A 16,034-nucleotide genomic window follows, 5' to 3' on the forward strand; every position below is an offset into this window, starting at 1 on the left:
GCCGTCAACGCGCGAATTTTCGTGCGCCTGCAACACAGAGCACCACCACAAGCGTAACGGCGATCATGGCCGGGCTCACTTCCTCATGCAGCAGGGTCGCGGCAAGTGCCAGCCCGAAAAAGGGCTGAAGCAATTGCAGTTGGCCGACGGCTGCGATGCCGCCAAGCGCCAGCCCGCGATACCAGAAGATGAAGCCGATCAGCATGCTGAACAGGGAAACATAGGTAAGGCCGGCCCAGGCCTGCAGATTGATGCCGGCGAGTGTTTCCGGCCCGGTGAAGAAAGCAAGCGGCAGTATTACCGGCAGGGAAAGAACCAGCGCCCAGGAAATGACCTGCCAGCCGCCCAGCTTGCGGGAAAGGGCAGCACCCTCCGCATAACCGAGCCCGCAGACGATGATTGCGCCGAGCATCAGAAGATCGCCGGCAAGCGAGGCCTCGATCCCGGCGGCAAACGAATTCGACAGCGAAAACCCCGCAACAAGCGCGCTTCCAAGACAGGAAAAGAGCCAGAAGACGGGGCGTGGGCGTTCTCCGCCGCGCAGCACGGCGAAGATTGCTGTTGCGAGCGGCAAGAGCCCCACGAAAACGATGGAATGCGCCGAGGTGACATGCCGCAGGGCGAGTGCGGTCAGTAACGGGAAGCCCACCACGACACCGAGCGAGACGATGAAAAGCGATGTCAGGTCATCGCGCGCCGGGCGCTTTTGCCTGAACAGAAACAGCAGCGCCAGCGCCAGCGCGCCGGCAATGCTGGCGCGGGCGACGGTCAGGAACACCGGATCGAAACCCGTTACCGCAATGCGTGTCGCGGGCAGCGAACCGCTGAATATCACCACGCCTGTCAGACCGCTCAGCCAGCCGCTCGTCGTCTTGTCCATTGTCAACTCCTGCGTTTTGCCTTTCTTGATCCGGAATGGCTGGCAGGAACAGCGACAATCATATACAATTTCAACAAACTGTTATGGTATCATAAGCGGTACAGTTGGAGGAAAGTGTGGACGGACAAGTCGCTGCGGGCACGCGCATAGAGAAGGTGATGGCAAGTGTGCGGCAACGCATCGCCTCGCGCAGCCTGGTGCCTGGCGCGCGCCTGCCGTCGGTCAGGGCACTGGCGAAGACCATGCAGGTTTCCACCTCCACCGTTGTCGAGGCCTACGACCGGCTCGTGGCGGATGGTACGATAAGCTCGCGCCCCGGCTCCGGTTTTTTCGTTTCGGGCCCGCTTGCGCCCCTGTCGCTTGCCGATATCGAGCCGCAGCTCGATAGGGCGGTGGATCCCTTGTGGGTCTCGCGGCAGGCGCTGGATGAGGGTTCCGTTCTCGCCAAACCCGGCTGCGGCTGGCTTCCCGCATCGTGGATGCCGCAGGAAGCGTTGAGGCGGGCGATGCGCGGGCTTGCCCGCGCCGACGCCGCCCTGCTGACGGATTATGGCAGTCCGATGGGGCTGTTGCCGCTGCGCCAGCTTCTGTCGCGCCGGCTGGCCGAACACGGGGTGCAGGCGGGCGCCAGCCAGATCATGCTCACCGATTCAGGCACGCAGGCGATCGATCTTCTGTGCCGTTTCCTGCTGCAACCGGGGGATACGGTTGTTGTCGATGATCCCTGTTATTTCAATTTCCACGCCCTCTTGCGGGCGCATCGGGTGAAGATCGTCGGTGTTCCCTATACGCCGACCGGACCGGATCTGGCACTCTTCGAGCAGGCGCTGAAAGACCATCAGCCCCGGCTTTATATTACCAATTCCGCAATCCATAATCCGACAGGTGCAAGGCTTTCCGCCGTTTCCGCCCATCGCCTGCTGATGCTCGCCGAACAGGTGGGGCTGACCATCATCGAGGATGATATTTTTGCCGATTTCGAAACCCAGGCCGCGTCCCGGCTGGCGGCCTTCGACGGTCTTAACCGCGTCGTCCAGATAGGCAGTTTTTCAAAAACACTGTCGGCCTCCGTGCGGTGCGGTTTCATTGCAGCGCCCGTCGCATGGGTGGAAGCCCTGACAGATCTCAAGATCGCCACCACTTTTGGCGGAACGCATTTTTCGGCGGCGCTGATCCTGTCGCTTTTGACTGATGGCAGTTACCGCAAGCATGTCGAGGCGCTGAGGCAACGTCTTGCGGCAACGATGCCGGAGGTGGCGGCGCGTCTGAGGTCGGTCGGATGTGTGCCGTGGATCGAACCGCAGGCGGGCATGTTTTTATGGTGCCGTCTGCCGGACGGGGTTGATGCCGCCGATGTGGCGCGCCGCGCGCTTTCGCGGCAGGTGGTGCTGGCCCCCGGCAATGTGTTCAGTTCCTCGCAGAACGCCTCCGGTTTCATGCGTTTCAATGTCTCGCAAATGGCAGGTCCGCAGGTCATGACGGTGCTGGCGGAGGCGCTTCAGAAAACACCCGAACCTCGTCGGTTGTAAGCGTTCTGGAAGGAATCGGAACAAAATCCCGTGAACGTCGTTTTCTCCGCAGAATGAAGAGGAGGAAACACCATGACATTCGATCCCAACAACCCGCGTCCGGACCGCGATCTTCGTCCGGAAGTGAATATCAGCAATGAACCGCGTGCCCGCACGTCGTCGTCCTGGGTGCCGTGGTTGGCGATCATCGTCGTCGTATTGGTGGGCGTTTTCGCCTGGTCGCAGATGAGCGGCCCGACCACCGATCCGGCCACGACATCCTCCACCACGCCGCCTGCGGCAACGGATCAGGCACCGGCGCCCATGGCTCCGACCGCTCCGGCAACACCGCCTGCGAACAACACCGCACCGGCAAGCCCGAATACGGGCGGCACGCAGACCCAGCCGTAACGGGCCTACTGATATGATAAAACCGCCTGCCTCCGGGCAGGCGGTTTTTCTTTGCGGCCCTTTTCCGCGCCCTAAAGCTGCTCCATCGCGGAAGGGTGGTTGGAAACCCTGGACCAACGGCTGATGGATTCCTGTGCCAGTTGCGAAAGGGCAATGCTCCCGAAACGGGATAGCAGAATGTTTTCCGCCTCTTTCATGGCGTCGAAAAGTACTGCATTGACGGCCTGTTCAATAACGCAATTCGGGTTGTCGCCCGCCAGCCCGATTGAGAACAGTTCCGGTGCGCCAAGCGCCCGGTAAATGTCGAGCAGCGTGATTTCGCTGAGCGGCCGCGCCAGCACCCACCCGCCGCCATGGCCCTTTTCCGACGAGACATAACCATGCTCGCGCAAGCCGGCCATCGTCCTGCGCACCACCACCGGATTGGTCTGAAGCATCGCCGCGATGCTCTCGGATGTCGCCGCACCCTTATGATTTTCCATATGGATCAGAATATGCAGCACCCGTGAAAGGCGCGTGTCGTGTCTCATCGTCCAAACCCGTCTATTTACACCGACGCTATCACTTTCGAGGTGACGTAACAATATAAGTTGCGTGACTATTGACTCCGAAAATCACGTAACAATATAAGTATCGTGAAACGAACGGGCACTTCCGCCTCTTTCCTGAAACGATGGGTGCATCATGAAATTCGACGTCATCATTATCGGCGGCAGCTATGCCGGCCTCTCAGCCGCCCTGCAGCTGGGACGCGCCAGAAAAAACATTCTGGTGGTGGACGCTGGGGAACGGAGAAACCGTTTCGCCAGCCATTCCCACGGTTTTCTCGGCCAGGATGGAAAGGCGCCGGGTGAAATTATCGCCGAGGCGCGCCGCCAGATCGAACGTTACCCGACCATAGATTGGGCTGAGGGCAGGGTGACTGATGCCGAAGGCTCCTTCGACGATTTTGTAGTCGAGATCGACGGCAGCCGCCGTGAGACAGCGGACCGGCTGATCCTCGCCATGGGCGTCACCGATGAATTGCCTGCTATTGCCGGGCTGAAAGAGCGTTGGGGCTCTTCGGTCTTCCATTGCCCCTATTGCCATGGTTACGAGCTCAATCAGGAAAAGATCGGTGTCATCACCGCTTCACCTCTGGCCATTCACCACGCATTGATGCTGCCCGACTGGGGCGAGACGACCTTTTTCACCAATGGCGTATTCGAACCGGATGGGGATCAGCAAGCATTGTTGTCGGACCGGGGCGTGCGGGTGGAAACAACCCGCATCCGGGAAATTACGGGGCATGCGGATGTCGTTCTGGTGGATGGACGCAGCATCCCATTGGCTGGCCTTTTCACCCAGCCGAAATTGCGTATCGCCTCGAACTGGCTGGAAAAACTTGGCTGCGCCGTGGAGGAGGGGCCGATGGGATCGACCATCGTGACAGATCCCATGAAACAGACCACCGCCCGCGGTATCTTCGCCTGCGGTGATGTGGCAAGGCCTGCCGGCTCAGTCGCCCTTTCGGTGGGAGACGGCGCCATGGCGGGTGCTGCGGCGCACCGGTCAATCCTGTTTCCGGAATGATCAATGCGAAACAAGATTGAGCCAGCGGCCCGGCGGCATGCCGAAGGCATTTTTGAAATGTCGGGTAAAATGCGCCTGATCCGCAAAACCGCAGGCAAATGCCGTTTCCGCAAGGCCCGCACCCGCACGCATCATCTCTTTGCATTTTTGCAGCCGGCGCATGATGAGATAACGGTGCGGGCTGGTGCCGAACAGGAAGCGAAAGTGCCGAAAGAGCGTGAAGCGGTCGAGCCCGCTTATCCGCTCCAGCTCTTCGGAACCGACGGTGTCGGCGCTATTCTCCAGCAGATAGTCCCGGCACCGTAAAACGGCGATCCGGTCGATCCGTTTGATGGTTCTGGCGCTTCCGTTTGAATGTTTCCATAGCAAATCCGCCAGTCTCGACTGCCAGTCGGTGAGAAGCAGATTGTCCGGCTTGCCTTCCAGATTGCCAAGCGCCTCGATGAGGCATTGCCGGAATTCCTCATCCTCGATGACGGGATTCTGGGCGAAGGGCAGCGCGTTATATCCCGCCTCAGTCGTTTTTTCGGGCGGAAGATAAAGCATACGGTAGCGCAGGCCTTCATCGGTGCCTGCGCCGCCATCGTGAACTTCGTCCGGATGCAGCACGATTACCCTTCCGGGCGTGCTGAAATGCGATTTCCCCCGATAGGAAAATGTCTGGACGCCGGAAAGCGTGACACCCAGCGCATAGGTATCATGACGGTGCGGCGCATAGGCGTTGCCATGAAAGCGCGCTTCGATGCGTTCTATGCCTTCGCTGGAGGGTGCCTGCACGATCCCTTCGAATTTGCACGAACGTTCAAGATCGCCGACGCCCCGAGGCGCTAGGATCGCTTCTCTTTCGTAACCACAGCCAGATTGAGTTCGCATGTTTGATACCAAGATCGCCGTCATCCTTCGCGATGACCTTGCCGTGTGGCAAAAACTGAACGTTACCGCATTTCTCATGTCCGGGATCGTCGCCCAGACCAAGGAGATCATTGGAGAACCATACCGCGACGGGGCAGGCAACGTCTATAATCCCCTGTCCATCCAGCCGATTGTCGTCATGGCCACGGATCAGGAGGCGCTGCGCAAAATCCATCAGCGATCCCTCGAGCGCGACGTCACGACTTCGCTTTATATCGAGGAAATGTTCGCCACCGGGCACGATGTCGCCAATCGCCAGGTATTTTCGGAGTTTTCGCCGGAGAATGCCAAGGTGGTCGGCATGGCGCTGAGGGCCGACAGGAAGATCGTCGACAAGATCACCAAGGGCGCAAAGCTGCACGCGTGATAGAAGCCTAAACGCAAAAGGGAGGCTGTGGGCCTCCCTTCCATAGCGATGGCAATATGATTTTGCCGCTTATTCGTCGTTCATCTTTAGCGCAGCGATGAAGGCTTCCTGAGGAATTTCCACCTTGCCGAACTGGCGCATGCGCTTCTTGCCTTCCTTCTGCTTGTCCAGAAGCTTGCGTTTGCGCGTCGCGTCGCCGCCGTAGCACTTCGCCGTCACGTCCTTGCGCAGCGCGCGTACGGTTTCGCGGGCGATGACCTTGCCGCCGATGGCCGCCTGGATCGGAATCTGGAACATGTGCGGCGGAATGAGTTCCTTCAGCTTTTCGCACATGCCGCGCCCGCGCCGATCGGCCGCCGAGCGGTGCACCAGCATGGAGAGCGCATCCACCGGATCGCCATTGACAAGGATCGACATCTTGACGAGATCGCCTTCGCGATAGTCGATGATGTTGTAATCGAACGAGGCGTAACCCTTGGAGATGGATTTCAGCCGGTCGTAGAAATCGAACACCACTTCGTTGAGCGGCAGTTCATAGGTGATCATCGCACGGTTGCCGACGTAGGTCAGCTCCGTCTGCAGGCCGCGCCGGTCCTGACAGAGTTTCAGGATGCCGCCGAGATATTCGTCCGGCGTCATGATCGTCGCCTTGATCCAGGGCTCGCGGATTTCCTTGATCTTCACAACGTCGGGCATGTCGGCCGGGTTGTGAAGTTCCTTCTCCGTGCCATCGGTCAGCGTCATTTCATAGACGACCGAAGGCGCGGTGGCGACGAGATCGAGATTGAACTCGCGCTCAAGGCGTTCCTGAATGATTTCGAGATGCAGCAGGCCGAGGAAGCCGCAGCGGAAACCGAAGCCGAGGGCGGCGGAGGATTCCATTTCGAAGGAGAAGGAGGCGTCGTTGAGACGAAGCTTGCCCACCGCCGCGCGCAAATCTTCAAAGTCGGCCGCATCGACCGGGAAGAGGCCGCAGAACACCACGGGCTGCGCAGGCTTGAAGCCGGGCAGGGCCTGCGCCGTCGGGCGCTTGTCGTCGGTGATGGTATCGCCAACACGGGTATCGGCGACTTCCTTGATCGAGGCGGTGATGAAGCCGATCTCGCCGGGGCCGAGGCTGTCGACATTGACCATCTTCGGGGTCAGCACGCCGACGCGCTCGATGCCGTATTTCGCGCCCGAACCCATCATGCGGATCTGCTGGCCCTTGCTCAGCACCCCATCGATGACGCGCACCAGAACCATGACGCCGAGATAGGTGTCATACCAGCTATCGACCAGCAGCGCTTTCAGCGGTCCGTTTTCGCCGACTTCGCTCTTCGGCGGCGGCAGACGGTGGACGATGGCTTCCAGAACATCCGGAATGCCAAGACCGGTCTTGGCGGAAATCATCACGGCGTCGGAGGCGTCGATGCCGATCACCTCTTCGATCTGCTCCTTGATGCGGTCGGGTTCGGCCGCCGGCAGGTCGATCTTGTTGAGCACCGTCACCAGTTCGTGATTGTTGTCGATGGCCTGATAAACGTTGGCGAGCGTCTGGGCTTCCACGCCCTGCGATGCGTCGACCACCAGCAGCGAACCTTCACAGGCCGAAAGCGAGCGGGACACTTCGTAAGCGAAGTCGACGTGGCCGGGCGTGTCGATGAGGTTCAGCACATAGGTCTCGCCGTTATTCGCCTTGTAGTGCAGGCGCACGGTCTGGGCCTTGATGGTGATGCCGCGTTCGCGCTCGATATCCATCGAATCGAGAACCTGTTCCGACATGTCGCGTTCGGCAAGGCCGCCTGTCGACTGGATCAACCGGTCGGCCAGCGTCGATTTGCCATGATCGATGTGGGCAACGATCGAGAAGTTGCGGATATGGTCCAGGGGCGTGCGGGTCGAATTTGTGCTCATGTCCCGCGCTATAGCAGGGGCTTGTCACACCGCAAAGCGGGAATTTGGTTAAAAGCCTTTTAAAATGGGCTTTTCAGATCGCAAATTGCTCCGGCCAGTCGCGCCGGGTGGCCACCTGTCCTTCGGTGCGGAGCCTTGCGACGGCGGCAAGATCGATATCGGCGATCAGAAGCGTGCTCTGTGTCACCGCATCGCTTTCGCTTTCCGCAATGACGCCGGATGCCGGCATGCCATAGTCCGAAGGCACGTAAAGGGCGGCGCGGCCGCGATTTTCATCAACCGCAGGAGACCAAGGGGCCTCGCCCGCGGTGGGGGAGGAGAGGATGGCATATTGGTTTTCCAATGCCCTGGCCTGCGCGCCGATGCGCACCCGGTAAGCACCCGCCAGCGTATCGGTGCAACTCGGCGCGAGCACCAGTTCCACATCCAGTTCCGCCAGTCTGCGGCCCAGCATCGGGAACTCGTTGTCGTAACAGATGAGGATGCCCAGCCTGCCTATCGGCGTCTCGAAGGCTTTCAGGCCCTCGACGCCGGCATGAATGTTCCATTGCTCCCGCTCGAAGCGGGTCATGATCTGCTTGTCCTGATAACCGATCAGCCCATCCGGGCCGAACAGCCATGCGCGGTTGCGGAACTTGCCGTCCGGGTCCTTCACCGGCGCGCTGCCCGGCTGGAAGAGGATTTGATGTTGCCGCGCCAGCTCCTCGCAAAGCTCCACCCAGGACGGGATCAACGGCTGTATCTCTTCGATGGAACGATGCAGATCGGAGCGCGCGGCGGGCGGCAATTGCCCGGTCAGCGTCATTGCCGAATATTCCGGCAAAAGCAGCAACTCAGCGCCTTTTTCCTTCGCTTCGCGAACGATGGCGGAGAGATGCGCGGCATAAGCCTCCCATGTCTCGATCAGCTCGATGGCATATTGGCTGGCGGCAAGGCGTGTCATTTGTCTCCGTCTCCGGCAAAAATGGTCTTCATCCAGAAGGACAGCGGCTTCGGGCTTTCAACGCTTTCGTCGAGGTCCTGCCATGTGAAGCTGGTGCGCAGTTCCGGGTGATGGCTATAACCGCGCTTTTCCCAGAAAGCGTTCAACGGCACGTAGTCCGCCGGGCGTCGTGGATGGTCTGCGGGTCGCTCCACAGCACAGAAAGTGCACCTGTCGAAACCGAGCCGCTTTGCATGCGCCTCCCGTTCTTCGAAGAAGCGCACGCCAATGCCGTGGCCGCGATAGTCGGGCAGAAGTACGCTTTCACCGAAGTAGAATATCCGGTCCGGATCGTAACCTGCTTTGACGAAGGGCTCCTTTACCTCCTCGGTCTCTGCCGCCATCGGCATGCCGGTCGACATGCCGACCACTTTGCCGTCATCAAGCGCCAGCACGAAGACCGCGCCGTCCGTATCGGCATAGGTCGCGAGATATTTGCGCTCATAGTCCAGCGAGCCGTCATAGAGATAGGGAAAGGCGCGAAACACCTCGATCCGCAGGCGCGCGAGGTCATCGAAATAGGGTGTGGCGTCAATGCCGGAAAGAGACTTGATTTCGACGGTCATGGGCATTTTCACTTTCGGTTGCAATGGTTATACCGTCATGGAAAACCCGCGCAAGCATTGAACGGAGAAGACGATGACCGCTGCCGAGACCATCCGCGCCTACTACGAAGCCTTCAACCGTCAGGACATGGATGCTTTTCTGGCGCTTCTTCACGATGAGGTGGTGCACGACATCAATCAGGGCGAGCGCCAGACCGGCAAGGCCGCCTTCGCTTCCTTCATGGACCATATGAACCGCTGCTATAAGGAAAATCTCACCGACATGGTCATCATGGCGAGCGAAGATGGCAAGCGTGCTTCCGCAGAATTCATCGTCAACGGCGAATATCTCAAGACCGACGAGGGATTGCCCGAGGCGAATGGCCAGAAATACGTACTGCCGGCCGGTGCCTTTTTCGACCTGAAGGACGGAAAAGTTAGCCGAGTAACGAACTACTATAATCTGAACGACTGGATTGCCCAAGTCGGCGCCTGACACGTTCTTTTGCCGCAAAGCAACTGGCGGCAAAGACGGTGATAATTTCCATTATCATGGATATTGACACCATCATATGAGAGTGCAATTCTCATATGATGGAAAACGAAGATCATATTCTTGAGCGCTCCATCGGCGAGCGGATCAAAACATTGCGGGCTGAAAACGGCCTGACGCTGGACAGGCTCGCCGCCGAATCCGGCGTCAGCCGCGCCATGATTTCCCGGATCGAGCGTGGAGAGGCGAGCCCCACGGCCTCGCTGCTGGCCCGCATCTGCGCAGCCCTTGGCCTGTCGCTTTCCGGTTTCTTCGCTGAAAACGAAGAGGCTGTGTCCCCGCTTATGAAAAAGCGTGATCAGCAGCTCTGGAAAGATCCGGAGACCGGTTATGTGCGCCGCGCCATCTCTCCGCCGCGTGTGGGATCCGATGTCGATATCGTCGAAGTCGAATTTCCGCCCGGCGCGCGCGTCGGCTTCCCTCCGCATGCGGCGAGCCGGGGGATGACGCAATATGTCTGGCTTTTCGAAGGTGTACTGGAAATGACGAGCGGCGGAGACGTTCACCGGCTGGAACCCGGAGATTGCCTTTTCATGCCGGTTGGCGAGGGGCATGTTTTCCACAACCCCTCCGAAAAACCTGCCCGTTATGCCGTCGTGCTGGACCAAAGACAGCGCTGATTTCCCCGACAGGAGTTTTTATGACCACCATCCGCGTGTTGAACCGGGAAGAGACCATCGATGTCTTGCCCGAACTCTGTGAGGTTCTGGCTGCCTGCGTGAACGGCGGCGCGTCCGTCGGCTTCATGTTGCCCTTTTCTCCACAGGATGCCGAACCTTTCTGGCGATCCGCAGCGGAAACAGTGGGCGAGGGGGCGACCATTCATGTGGTGGCGGAAGTGGATGGCAAGGTGATGGGCACCGTGCAGGTCGGCCTTGCCTCCAAACCCAACCAGCCGCATCGCGGCGATTTGATGAAGCTTCTGGTGCATCCGTCCGCGCGAGGCCTCGGACTTGCCCGCAAGCTCATGCAAAAAGTGGAGGAGGAGGCGGCAAAACGTGGTCGTACCCTGCTGGTGCTGGATACGGCCACGGGCAGCGATGCCGAGGCGATCTATCCTCGCCTCGGCTGGGAGCGGGTCGGCGTCATCCCCGATTACGCCCTGTTTCCTGATGGACGCTTTTGCGGCACGACCCTTTTCTATAAGCGGATCGGCTAGGCCTTTCAGTCTGCCGCCTTACTGACCCGGCTTCAGTGTACGGTTGAAGGCGGCAGCGATAATCGTCTCCAATTGTGCGTGAATATCCGCGCGGTCCCGCGGTCCGGCCGGTTCGCAGATGGGATCGCGCTCGCCGACGGATTTGAGAAAGGCGTCGGCATCCGGTTTGCACAACGGCAGGAAGCTGAAATGATTGGCCTCGTCCACTTGCTGATAGGTCGCGCCGGGCACTTCGTTCGCGAGTTTATCTGCAAGCACGGCGGGTGGAATTTTGCCCTTACTGCCGAGATTGATGAAGGTGAGCGGAATATCGATCTGCTTCAGGCTGTCAGGCCGAAAGGCGAGCGCCAGACCGGGATCGACCAGTACGGCGGACCGAATACGGGGATCGCGGTTCTGCTGCTCGAAACGTGCCTTGTCGATGGTTCTGAGATCGAGCTTCGGCACGCTGACCGGCTCGCCCTTGAGATAACCCCGGGCACCGGCGAACCATTGGCAATCCATCATCGTGGCATAGTCTTCGCAATAGCGCGCATAGGCATCGAGATCGGCGCGCGCGCCCGAAATCTCCATCGCCGCGCTGCCGCCGAGCGAAAAGCCGAGCACGCCGATCCTTTGCGCGTAAATCGCACTCGACCATTTGCCCTTTGCCGTTAGAACAGTGACAATCGTGGAGAGATCGTCCGTTCGCTCCCAGATTTTCGGTGTATCGGCGGGTGTGGAATCGCCGCTGGTGGTGCCGGGGTGGTTGGCTCCGGCCACAATGAAACCTTCGCTCGCAAGTTTCGCGGCGATCCATGCCATGCCGGACACTCGTGAACCCGAGCCGTGAGACAGAAGCACAAGCGGCAGCCGACCCGGCTTCACCGCGCTATCCTTGAACACGGGCGTGCCCTGAAAAATCCGGTCATCGCCGGAAACCGTCTGCGTGCCCTTTCCGTCGGAGGGATACCAGATGGTGACGGCAAGGTCCTTGCCGCGTGCCGGCGAATGGATGGCGGTTTCGCTGACGCCGACAGCCTCGCCTGCAAGAACAGGCTGGCTGACGAGAGCGGAAAACAGGATGGCCGTGACGGTGGCGATAGGGCGCATGAAAACCTCGTGCGGTTGGAAAGAACGGGGTTCAATCTGCGCCGCCACATATGTTTTGCGTCCTTGATCGTGTTAAAGGTCGTCCCGAAACGCGATCTGGTCCATGAATTGGCAATATAAGCCGTTGTTTCGGGGATATTCATTCGTGCTGTTCATTCCGCTGCCTTTCGTCGTGGCGCTTCTGCTGGTTGTCATGTTCATCGTGTTCTTTCGAGGCGGAGACGATGTGCGAACCAATCGGGCCTTTCTGACGTTGATCGCGCTTTGTGCCCTTCAATCCGTCCTTGTCGGACTGCGCTGGGGGTATGGCGTCAGCGAAGCGCGTTATGTTTTGCCGGTCCTCGCCGCCTGCCTGCCGCCGCTCGTCTACATTGCTTTTCGTGGGCTGATGAGAGTGGCGGCCGAGAGCAGGATAGCGATGCTCGCGAACCTCGTCCTATCGCCTTTGCTCATCGTCATCATGGAATTCATCTGGCCGATGGCGATCGATCTTGCGCTGATCGTCATCTTTGTCGGCCACGCCATTGCCCTGCTTCTTCTTGGCAGAAAGGGGCCGGATGGGCTGGACGAGGCCCAATTTGCCAGCGTCACCTCGGCGCACCGGGCGCTTATTATCGCTGCAATCGCTCTTTGCGTTTCTGCCCTGTTCGATCTGCTCGTGTTTTTCGATTTCGAATGGGCGCATGGGCAGAATGTTGCAGCGCTGGTCAGTAACGCCAATCTTTTTGGCCTGCTGTTGATTGGCCTCATGGCCGCGCTGGCCGGCAAGAGCAAGGGACCGCAAACAGGCATAGAACCTGTCGCGGAATTGTCAGCATCGGCGGAGCCATCGGAACAGGACCGCGATATCGTCGCAAGGGTTGATCGGCTGATGGAGACACAGGCGCTTTACCGCGACGAGGATCTCAACCTGTCGCGGCTTGCAAGACGCCTCGGCCTGCCGAGCCGGCAGATATCAGGCGCGATCAACCGCTCGCTCGGCGTCAATGTCTCGCAATATGTCAATCAGTTGCGCATCCGCGAAGCCTGCCGGTTGCTTGAAGAGACGGAGCAATCGGTGACGGCGATCATGCTGTCCTCCGGCTTTCAGACCAAGTCCAACTTCAATCGCGAATTTCGCCGCGTCACCGGCATGAGCCCGGTGGACTGGCGGGAGCGTGAAGTGTGGAAGCTGGTCTCTCCAAACAAAACGGTCACCCGGCAGATGCCGGATGACCGTTTGAAGATCGTCGGGAAATGATGGGGGATCAGAGCGTGCCGTTGCGCTGCTGGATCATCATATAGGTGTCATAGGTATATTCGGCGATCTGGGCCCATAGATAGGCGTCCTTCTTGAAGGCCTGCTGGCTCTCGTAGATTTTCTTGAAGCTTTCGTTCTTGGCAGAAATCTCCGCATAGGTGTCCTGTGCCGCCTTGTGGCAGACATCGAGGATTTCCTGGCTGAAGGGGCGCAGGATGGCGCCCTGCGCCACGAGTTCCTTCAGCGCCTTGGGATTGCGGGCGTCGTAACGCTCCAGCATGCTGGCGCTGCCGGCGGCGCAGGCGTCTTTCAGGATGCGCTTGTAGTTCTCCGGAAGCTCGTTGAACTTCTGCAGGTTCACGAAGGCATGCACGGCCGGGCCGCCTTCCCACCATGCCGGGTAGTAATAATATTTCGCGACCTTGTAGAAGCCGAGCTTCTGGTCGTCATAGGGACCGACGAATTCGGTGGCGTCGATCGTGCCCTTTTCCAGAGCAGCATAGACATCGCCGCCGGCGATCTGCTGCGGCGTGACACCGACCTTCTGCATCACCTGACCGGTCAGGCCGGCGATACGCATCTTCAGACCCTTCAGGTCGTCGATGGTGTTGATTTCCTTGCGGAACCAGCCGCCCATCTGGGCACCGGTATTGCCGAGCAGGATCGAGTAGATATTGTGCTGGGCAAGGAATTCGTTGAGCAGCTCATTGCCGCCGGCCTGGTTGAACCAGGCATTCGTCTGGCGTGCATTGAGACCGAAGGGAACCGAAGTTCCGAGCGCGAAGGTCGGGTCCTTGCCGACGTAATAATAGGAGCAGGTATGCGCCATTTCGACGGTCCCGGCCGTCACCGCATCCGCCGCCTGCAGCGCCGGCACGATTTCGCCGCCGGCAAAGTGCTGAATGACGAAGTTGCCGCCGGAGGCTTCCTTGACATGGTCGGCGACGATCTGGCCCGCGCCGAAAAGAATGTCGAGGCCCTTGGTGAAGGACGACGTCATGCGCCAGGTGATCTTGGGGTTTTCCTGTGCGATGGCCGGAGCGGCAAGCGCCGTTGCGGTAACACCGGCGCCGAGAGCGCCCGCCTTGCGGATAAATGATCTGCGATCCATGTCGATAAGCCCCGTTATGTCTGCATATTGCAGGCGAACCGCACGGTACGCCTCCCGCAGGTTAATCATTTATCCCCGCAGCCATCAAGAGGGAATGTTCGAAACTTGCGTGATCTCCGGTGATGCTTGGCGAATGTTGCTTTGTCACGTCTTTCCGCGTCACTTGCTGCGCATCAACGCCGGGTCGTCCATTGCAGGATTATAAAACAGCGAAAGCGTCAGGCTTCTGGCGATGCGTTCCGCCGTTTCCATGAACCAGCCATGGGCCTCTCTGTTCGGCGCGATGTCATCCAGCGTGGCGGAAAAAAGCGCAAGCCATTGCGGGAAAAGCTCCGCCGACATGCCCTTTACGCCGAGATGCGCCTGCACCGGCTTGCCGCCATAACCACCATTCTTGAACGCGACAGCCGCCCAGAACTGTTTCATCCTGGCCATATGTTCCGGCCAGCGCCCGGCAAGCCGCGCATCAAAAACCGGGCCGAGCGTGGGATGTTCAAGAACGCGGCCGTAGAATGTCTCCACCAGCAAATCGATGAAACCGGCATCGACGCCAATCTCCGCCATGGCTTTTTCCGCCCTGTCCTGAATTTCCGCGCTGTGAGCGGCTCTGGCCGCAACGTCGTCCTGCATGGTGTTTCCTTTTTGCGAATTTACTCCGCTGCGATGCGGCCCGCAATGCGACCCTTTGCCTTATTAGAATTATTCTAAGAAGGCTTGATCCCGGTGCGATGCGGATGTATTTAGAATTATTCTAAAAAGGTTTCAGCCATGTTTCGCAGTCTTTTTTCCCTGTCCAAACGTCCCTTTTCCTCCCTCGGCGAACAGGAGATTCTCGCGCTCGCTATTTCATCCGAAGAGGACGATTCCCGTATCTATCGCTCCTATGCCGATCATCTGCGCGCGCAATATCCGCAATCGGCTAAAGTCTTCGACGATATGGCGGAGGTCGAGCAGCAGCATCGAAACGTGCTGATCGATATGCATCGCCGCCGCTTCGGAGAAACCATCCCGCTGATCCGCCGCGAACATGTCCGTGGTTTTTATGAGCGCACCCCGGACTGGCTGGTGAAGAATCTCTCGCTCGAAAAAATCCGCGCCCAGGCCGAATTGATGGAAGCGCAGGCGATCCGCTTCTACGATGAGGCCGTCAAGCGTACCAGCGATGCCTCAACACGCAAGCTCCTCGGCGATCTGGCCGAGGCGGAGCGGGGTCACGAAGACATTGCGCAGATGCTGCAAGAAAAACACCTTGATGAAAACGGCAAGACCGAAGAGGCGGAAACCGCAAAACGGCAATTTCTTCTGACCTATATTCAGCCGGGTCTTGCGGGGCTTATGGATGGCTCCGTCTCGACGCTCGCGCCGATTTTCGCGGCCGCCTTTGCCACGCAGGATACCTGGCAGACCTTCCTTATCGGCCTCTCGGCCTCCGTTGGTGCGGGTATTTCCATGGGCTTCACCGAAGCCGCCCATGATGATGGCAAGCTTTCTGGCCGCGGTTCTCCGGTAAAGCGGGGCCTGGCCTCGGGCATCATGACGGCCATAGGCGGCCTCGGCCACGCATTGCCCTATCTCATTCCGCATTTCTGGACGGCGACCGCGATTGCCGCCGTCGTCGTTTTCGTGGAACTCTGGGCCATCGCCTTCATTCAGAACCGCTTCATGGAAACGCCGTTCCTGCGCGCGGTGTTTCAGGTGGTCCTCGGCGGCTCACTGGTGCTTGCGGCCGGCATTATCATCGGCAATGGGTGAAAAAAGAAAGAGCCCGCAATAGCGGGCTCTTAATTCCTTCGAACCTGGCATAGG

18 protein-coding genes are annotated in these 16,034 nt (G+C 59.3%); 9 read left to right on the forward strand and 9 right to left on the reverse strand.

Going from position 1 to position 16,034, the window contains the following annotated elements:
- Positions 1–4 precede the first annotated feature (4 nt).
- Complete coding sequence (locus RAC79_RS00655; RefSeq protein WP_174038723.1) at positions 5–880, reverse strand: DMT family transporter; 876 nt, start codon at positions 878–880, stop codon at positions 5–7.
- Between the two features lie 116 nt (positions 881–996).
- On the opposite strand from RAC79_RS00655, the gene RAC79_RS00660 reads away from it, so the two are divergent.
- Together RAC79_RS00660 and RAC79_RS00665 are read left to right on the forward strand one after the other, a co-directional pair.
- Entirely contained in the window at positions 997–2,409 is a 1,413-nt protein-coding gene (locus RAC79_RS00660; RefSeq protein WP_174038724.1) for a PLP-dependent aminotransferase family protein, read from the forward strand.
- A 72-nt stretch (positions 2,410–2,481) separates the two neighbouring features.
- Positions 2,482–2,799, forward strand: a complete 318-nt coding sequence (locus tag RAC79_RS00665) for a hypothetical protein (RefSeq protein WP_003524488.1) — start codon at positions 2,482–2,484, stop codon at positions 2,797–2,799.
- 71 nt (positions 2,800–2,870) lie between these two features.
- On the opposite strand, the gene RAC79_RS00670 is transcribed toward RAC79_RS00665, so the two are convergent.
- On the reverse strand, positions 2,871–3,329 hold the full coding sequence (locus RAC79_RS00670) for an Rrf2 family transcriptional regulator (RefSeq protein WP_174038725.1): 459 nt from the start codon (positions 3,327–3,329) through the stop codon (positions 2,871–2,873).
- Positions 3,330–3,483: 154 nt separating this feature from the next.
- Between RAC79_RS00670 and RAC79_RS00675 the strand changes: the two genes are divergently transcribed.
- Positions 3,484–4,371 (forward strand): NAD(P)/FAD-dependent oxidoreductase, encoded by an 888-nt coding sequence (locus tag RAC79_RS00675; protein ID WP_174038726.1) that lies wholly within the window; start codon positions 3,484–3,486, stop codon positions 4,369–4,371.
- Here RAC79_RS00675 and RAC79_RS00680 read toward each other — a convergent pair whose 3' ends face one another.
- Positions 4,372–5,148: an AraC family transcriptional regulator gene (locus RAC79_RS00680; protein ID WP_174038727.1), complete on the reverse strand. Its 777-nt coding sequence runs from the start codon at positions 5,146–5,148 to the stop codon at positions 4,372–4,374. It abuts the gene before it with no gap.
- A 94-nt stretch (positions 5,149–5,242) separates the two neighbouring features.
- Between RAC79_RS00680 and RAC79_RS00685 the strand changes: the two genes are divergently transcribed.
- A complete protein-coding gene (locus RAC79_RS00685; RefSeq protein ID WP_078051400.1) occupies positions 5,243–5,650 on the forward strand; it encodes a DUF2000 family protein in 408 nt (135 codons plus the stop codon).
- Positions 5,651–5,719: 69 nt separating this feature from the next.
- On the opposite strand, the gene lepA is transcribed toward RAC79_RS00685, so the two are convergent.
- The 3 genes from lepA to RAC79_RS00700 all read right to left on the reverse strand — a co-directional run bounded on the left by lepA (position 5,720) and on the right by RAC79_RS00700 (position 9,094).
- On the reverse strand, positions 5,720–7,558 hold the full coding sequence (gene lepA / locus RAC79_RS00690) for a translation elongation factor 4 (protein WP_035240402.1): 1,839 nt from the start codon (positions 7,556–7,558) through the stop codon (positions 5,720–5,722).
- Between the two features lie 61 nt (positions 7,559–7,619).
- Positions 7,620–8,489: a carbon-nitrogen hydrolase family protein gene (locus RAC79_RS00695; RefSeq protein ID WP_174038728.1), complete on the reverse strand. Its 870-nt coding sequence runs from the start codon at positions 8,487–8,489 to the stop codon at positions 7,620–7,622.
- Positions 8,486–9,094, reverse strand: coding sequence for a GNAT family N-acetyltransferase (locus tag RAC79_RS00700; RefSeq protein ID WP_174038729.1), 609 nt, complete (start codon positions 9,092–9,094; stop codon positions 8,486–8,488). The genes RAC79_RS00695 and RAC79_RS00700 overlap by 4 nt, the downstream gene beginning before the upstream one ends.
- Before the next feature lie 73 nt (positions 9,095–9,167).
- On the opposite strand from RAC79_RS00700, the gene RAC79_RS00705 reads away from it, so the two are divergent.
- From RAC79_RS00705 to RAC79_RS00715, 3 genes are all read left to right on the forward strand, one after another.
- Complete coding sequence (locus RAC79_RS00705) at positions 9,168–9,569, forward strand: ketosteroid isomerase-related protein (protein ID WP_078051397.1); 402 nt, start codon at positions 9,168–9,170, stop codon at positions 9,567–9,569.
- Between the two features lie 95 nt (positions 9,570–9,664).
- On the forward strand, positions 9,665–10,246 hold the full coding sequence (locus tag RAC79_RS00710; RefSeq protein WP_142844142.1) for a helix-turn-helix domain-containing protein: 582 nt from the start codon (positions 9,665–9,667) through the stop codon (positions 10,244–10,246).
- Between the two features lie 20 nt (positions 10,247–10,266).
- Positions 10,267–10,785, forward strand: a complete 519-nt coding sequence (locus tag RAC79_RS00715) for a GNAT family N-acetyltransferase (protein WP_078051395.1) — start codon at positions 10,267–10,269, stop codon at positions 10,783–10,785.
- A gap of 18 nt (positions 10,786–10,803) precedes the next feature.
- Here the strand turns inward: RAC79_RS00715 and RAC79_RS00720 are convergent, their stop codons facing one another.
- Positions 10,804–11,877 carry a dienelactone hydrolase family protein gene (locus tag RAC79_RS00720; protein ID WP_174038730.1) on the reverse strand — a complete coding sequence of 358 codons (1,074 nt, stop codon included), beginning with the start codon at positions 11,875–11,877 and terminating at the stop codon, positions 10,804–10,806.
- Positions 11,878–12,022: 145 nt separating this feature from the next.
- Between RAC79_RS00720 and RAC79_RS00725 the strand changes: the two genes are divergently transcribed.
- A complete protein-coding gene (locus tag RAC79_RS00725; RefSeq protein ID WP_174038731.1) occupies positions 12,023–13,117 on the forward strand; it encodes an AraC family transcriptional regulator in 1,095 nt (364 codons plus the stop codon).
- 7 nt (positions 13,118–13,124) lie between these two features.
- On the opposite strand, the gene RAC79_RS00730 is transcribed toward RAC79_RS00725, so the two are convergent.
- A complete protein-coding gene (locus RAC79_RS00730) occupies positions 13,125–14,228 on the reverse strand; it encodes a TRAP transporter substrate-binding protein (protein WP_065654685.1) in 1,104 nt (367 codons plus the stop codon).
- A 159-nt stretch (positions 14,229–14,387) separates the two neighbouring features.
- Complete coding sequence (locus RAC79_RS00735) at positions 14,388–14,858, reverse strand: group III truncated hemoglobin (protein WP_174038732.1); 471 nt, start codon at positions 14,856–14,858, stop codon at positions 14,388–14,390.
- Between the two features lie 138 nt (positions 14,859–14,996).
- Here RAC79_RS00735 and mbfA point away from each other — a divergent pair, with 138 nt between their 5' ends.
- Complete coding sequence (gene mbfA / locus RAC79_RS00740) at positions 14,997–15,980, forward strand: iron exporter MbfA (protein ID WP_174038733.1); 984 nt, start codon at positions 14,997–14,999, stop codon at positions 15,978–15,980.
- Positions 15,981–16,034 lie beyond the last annotated feature (54 nt).

Origin of the sequence: Agrobacterium sp. LR_9 (genome assembly GCF_041954855.1) — a bacterium.
Taxonomy (GTDB): Bacteria; Pseudomonadota; Alphaproteobacteria; order Rhizobiales; family Rhizobiaceae; genus Agrobacterium; species Agrobacterium leguminum.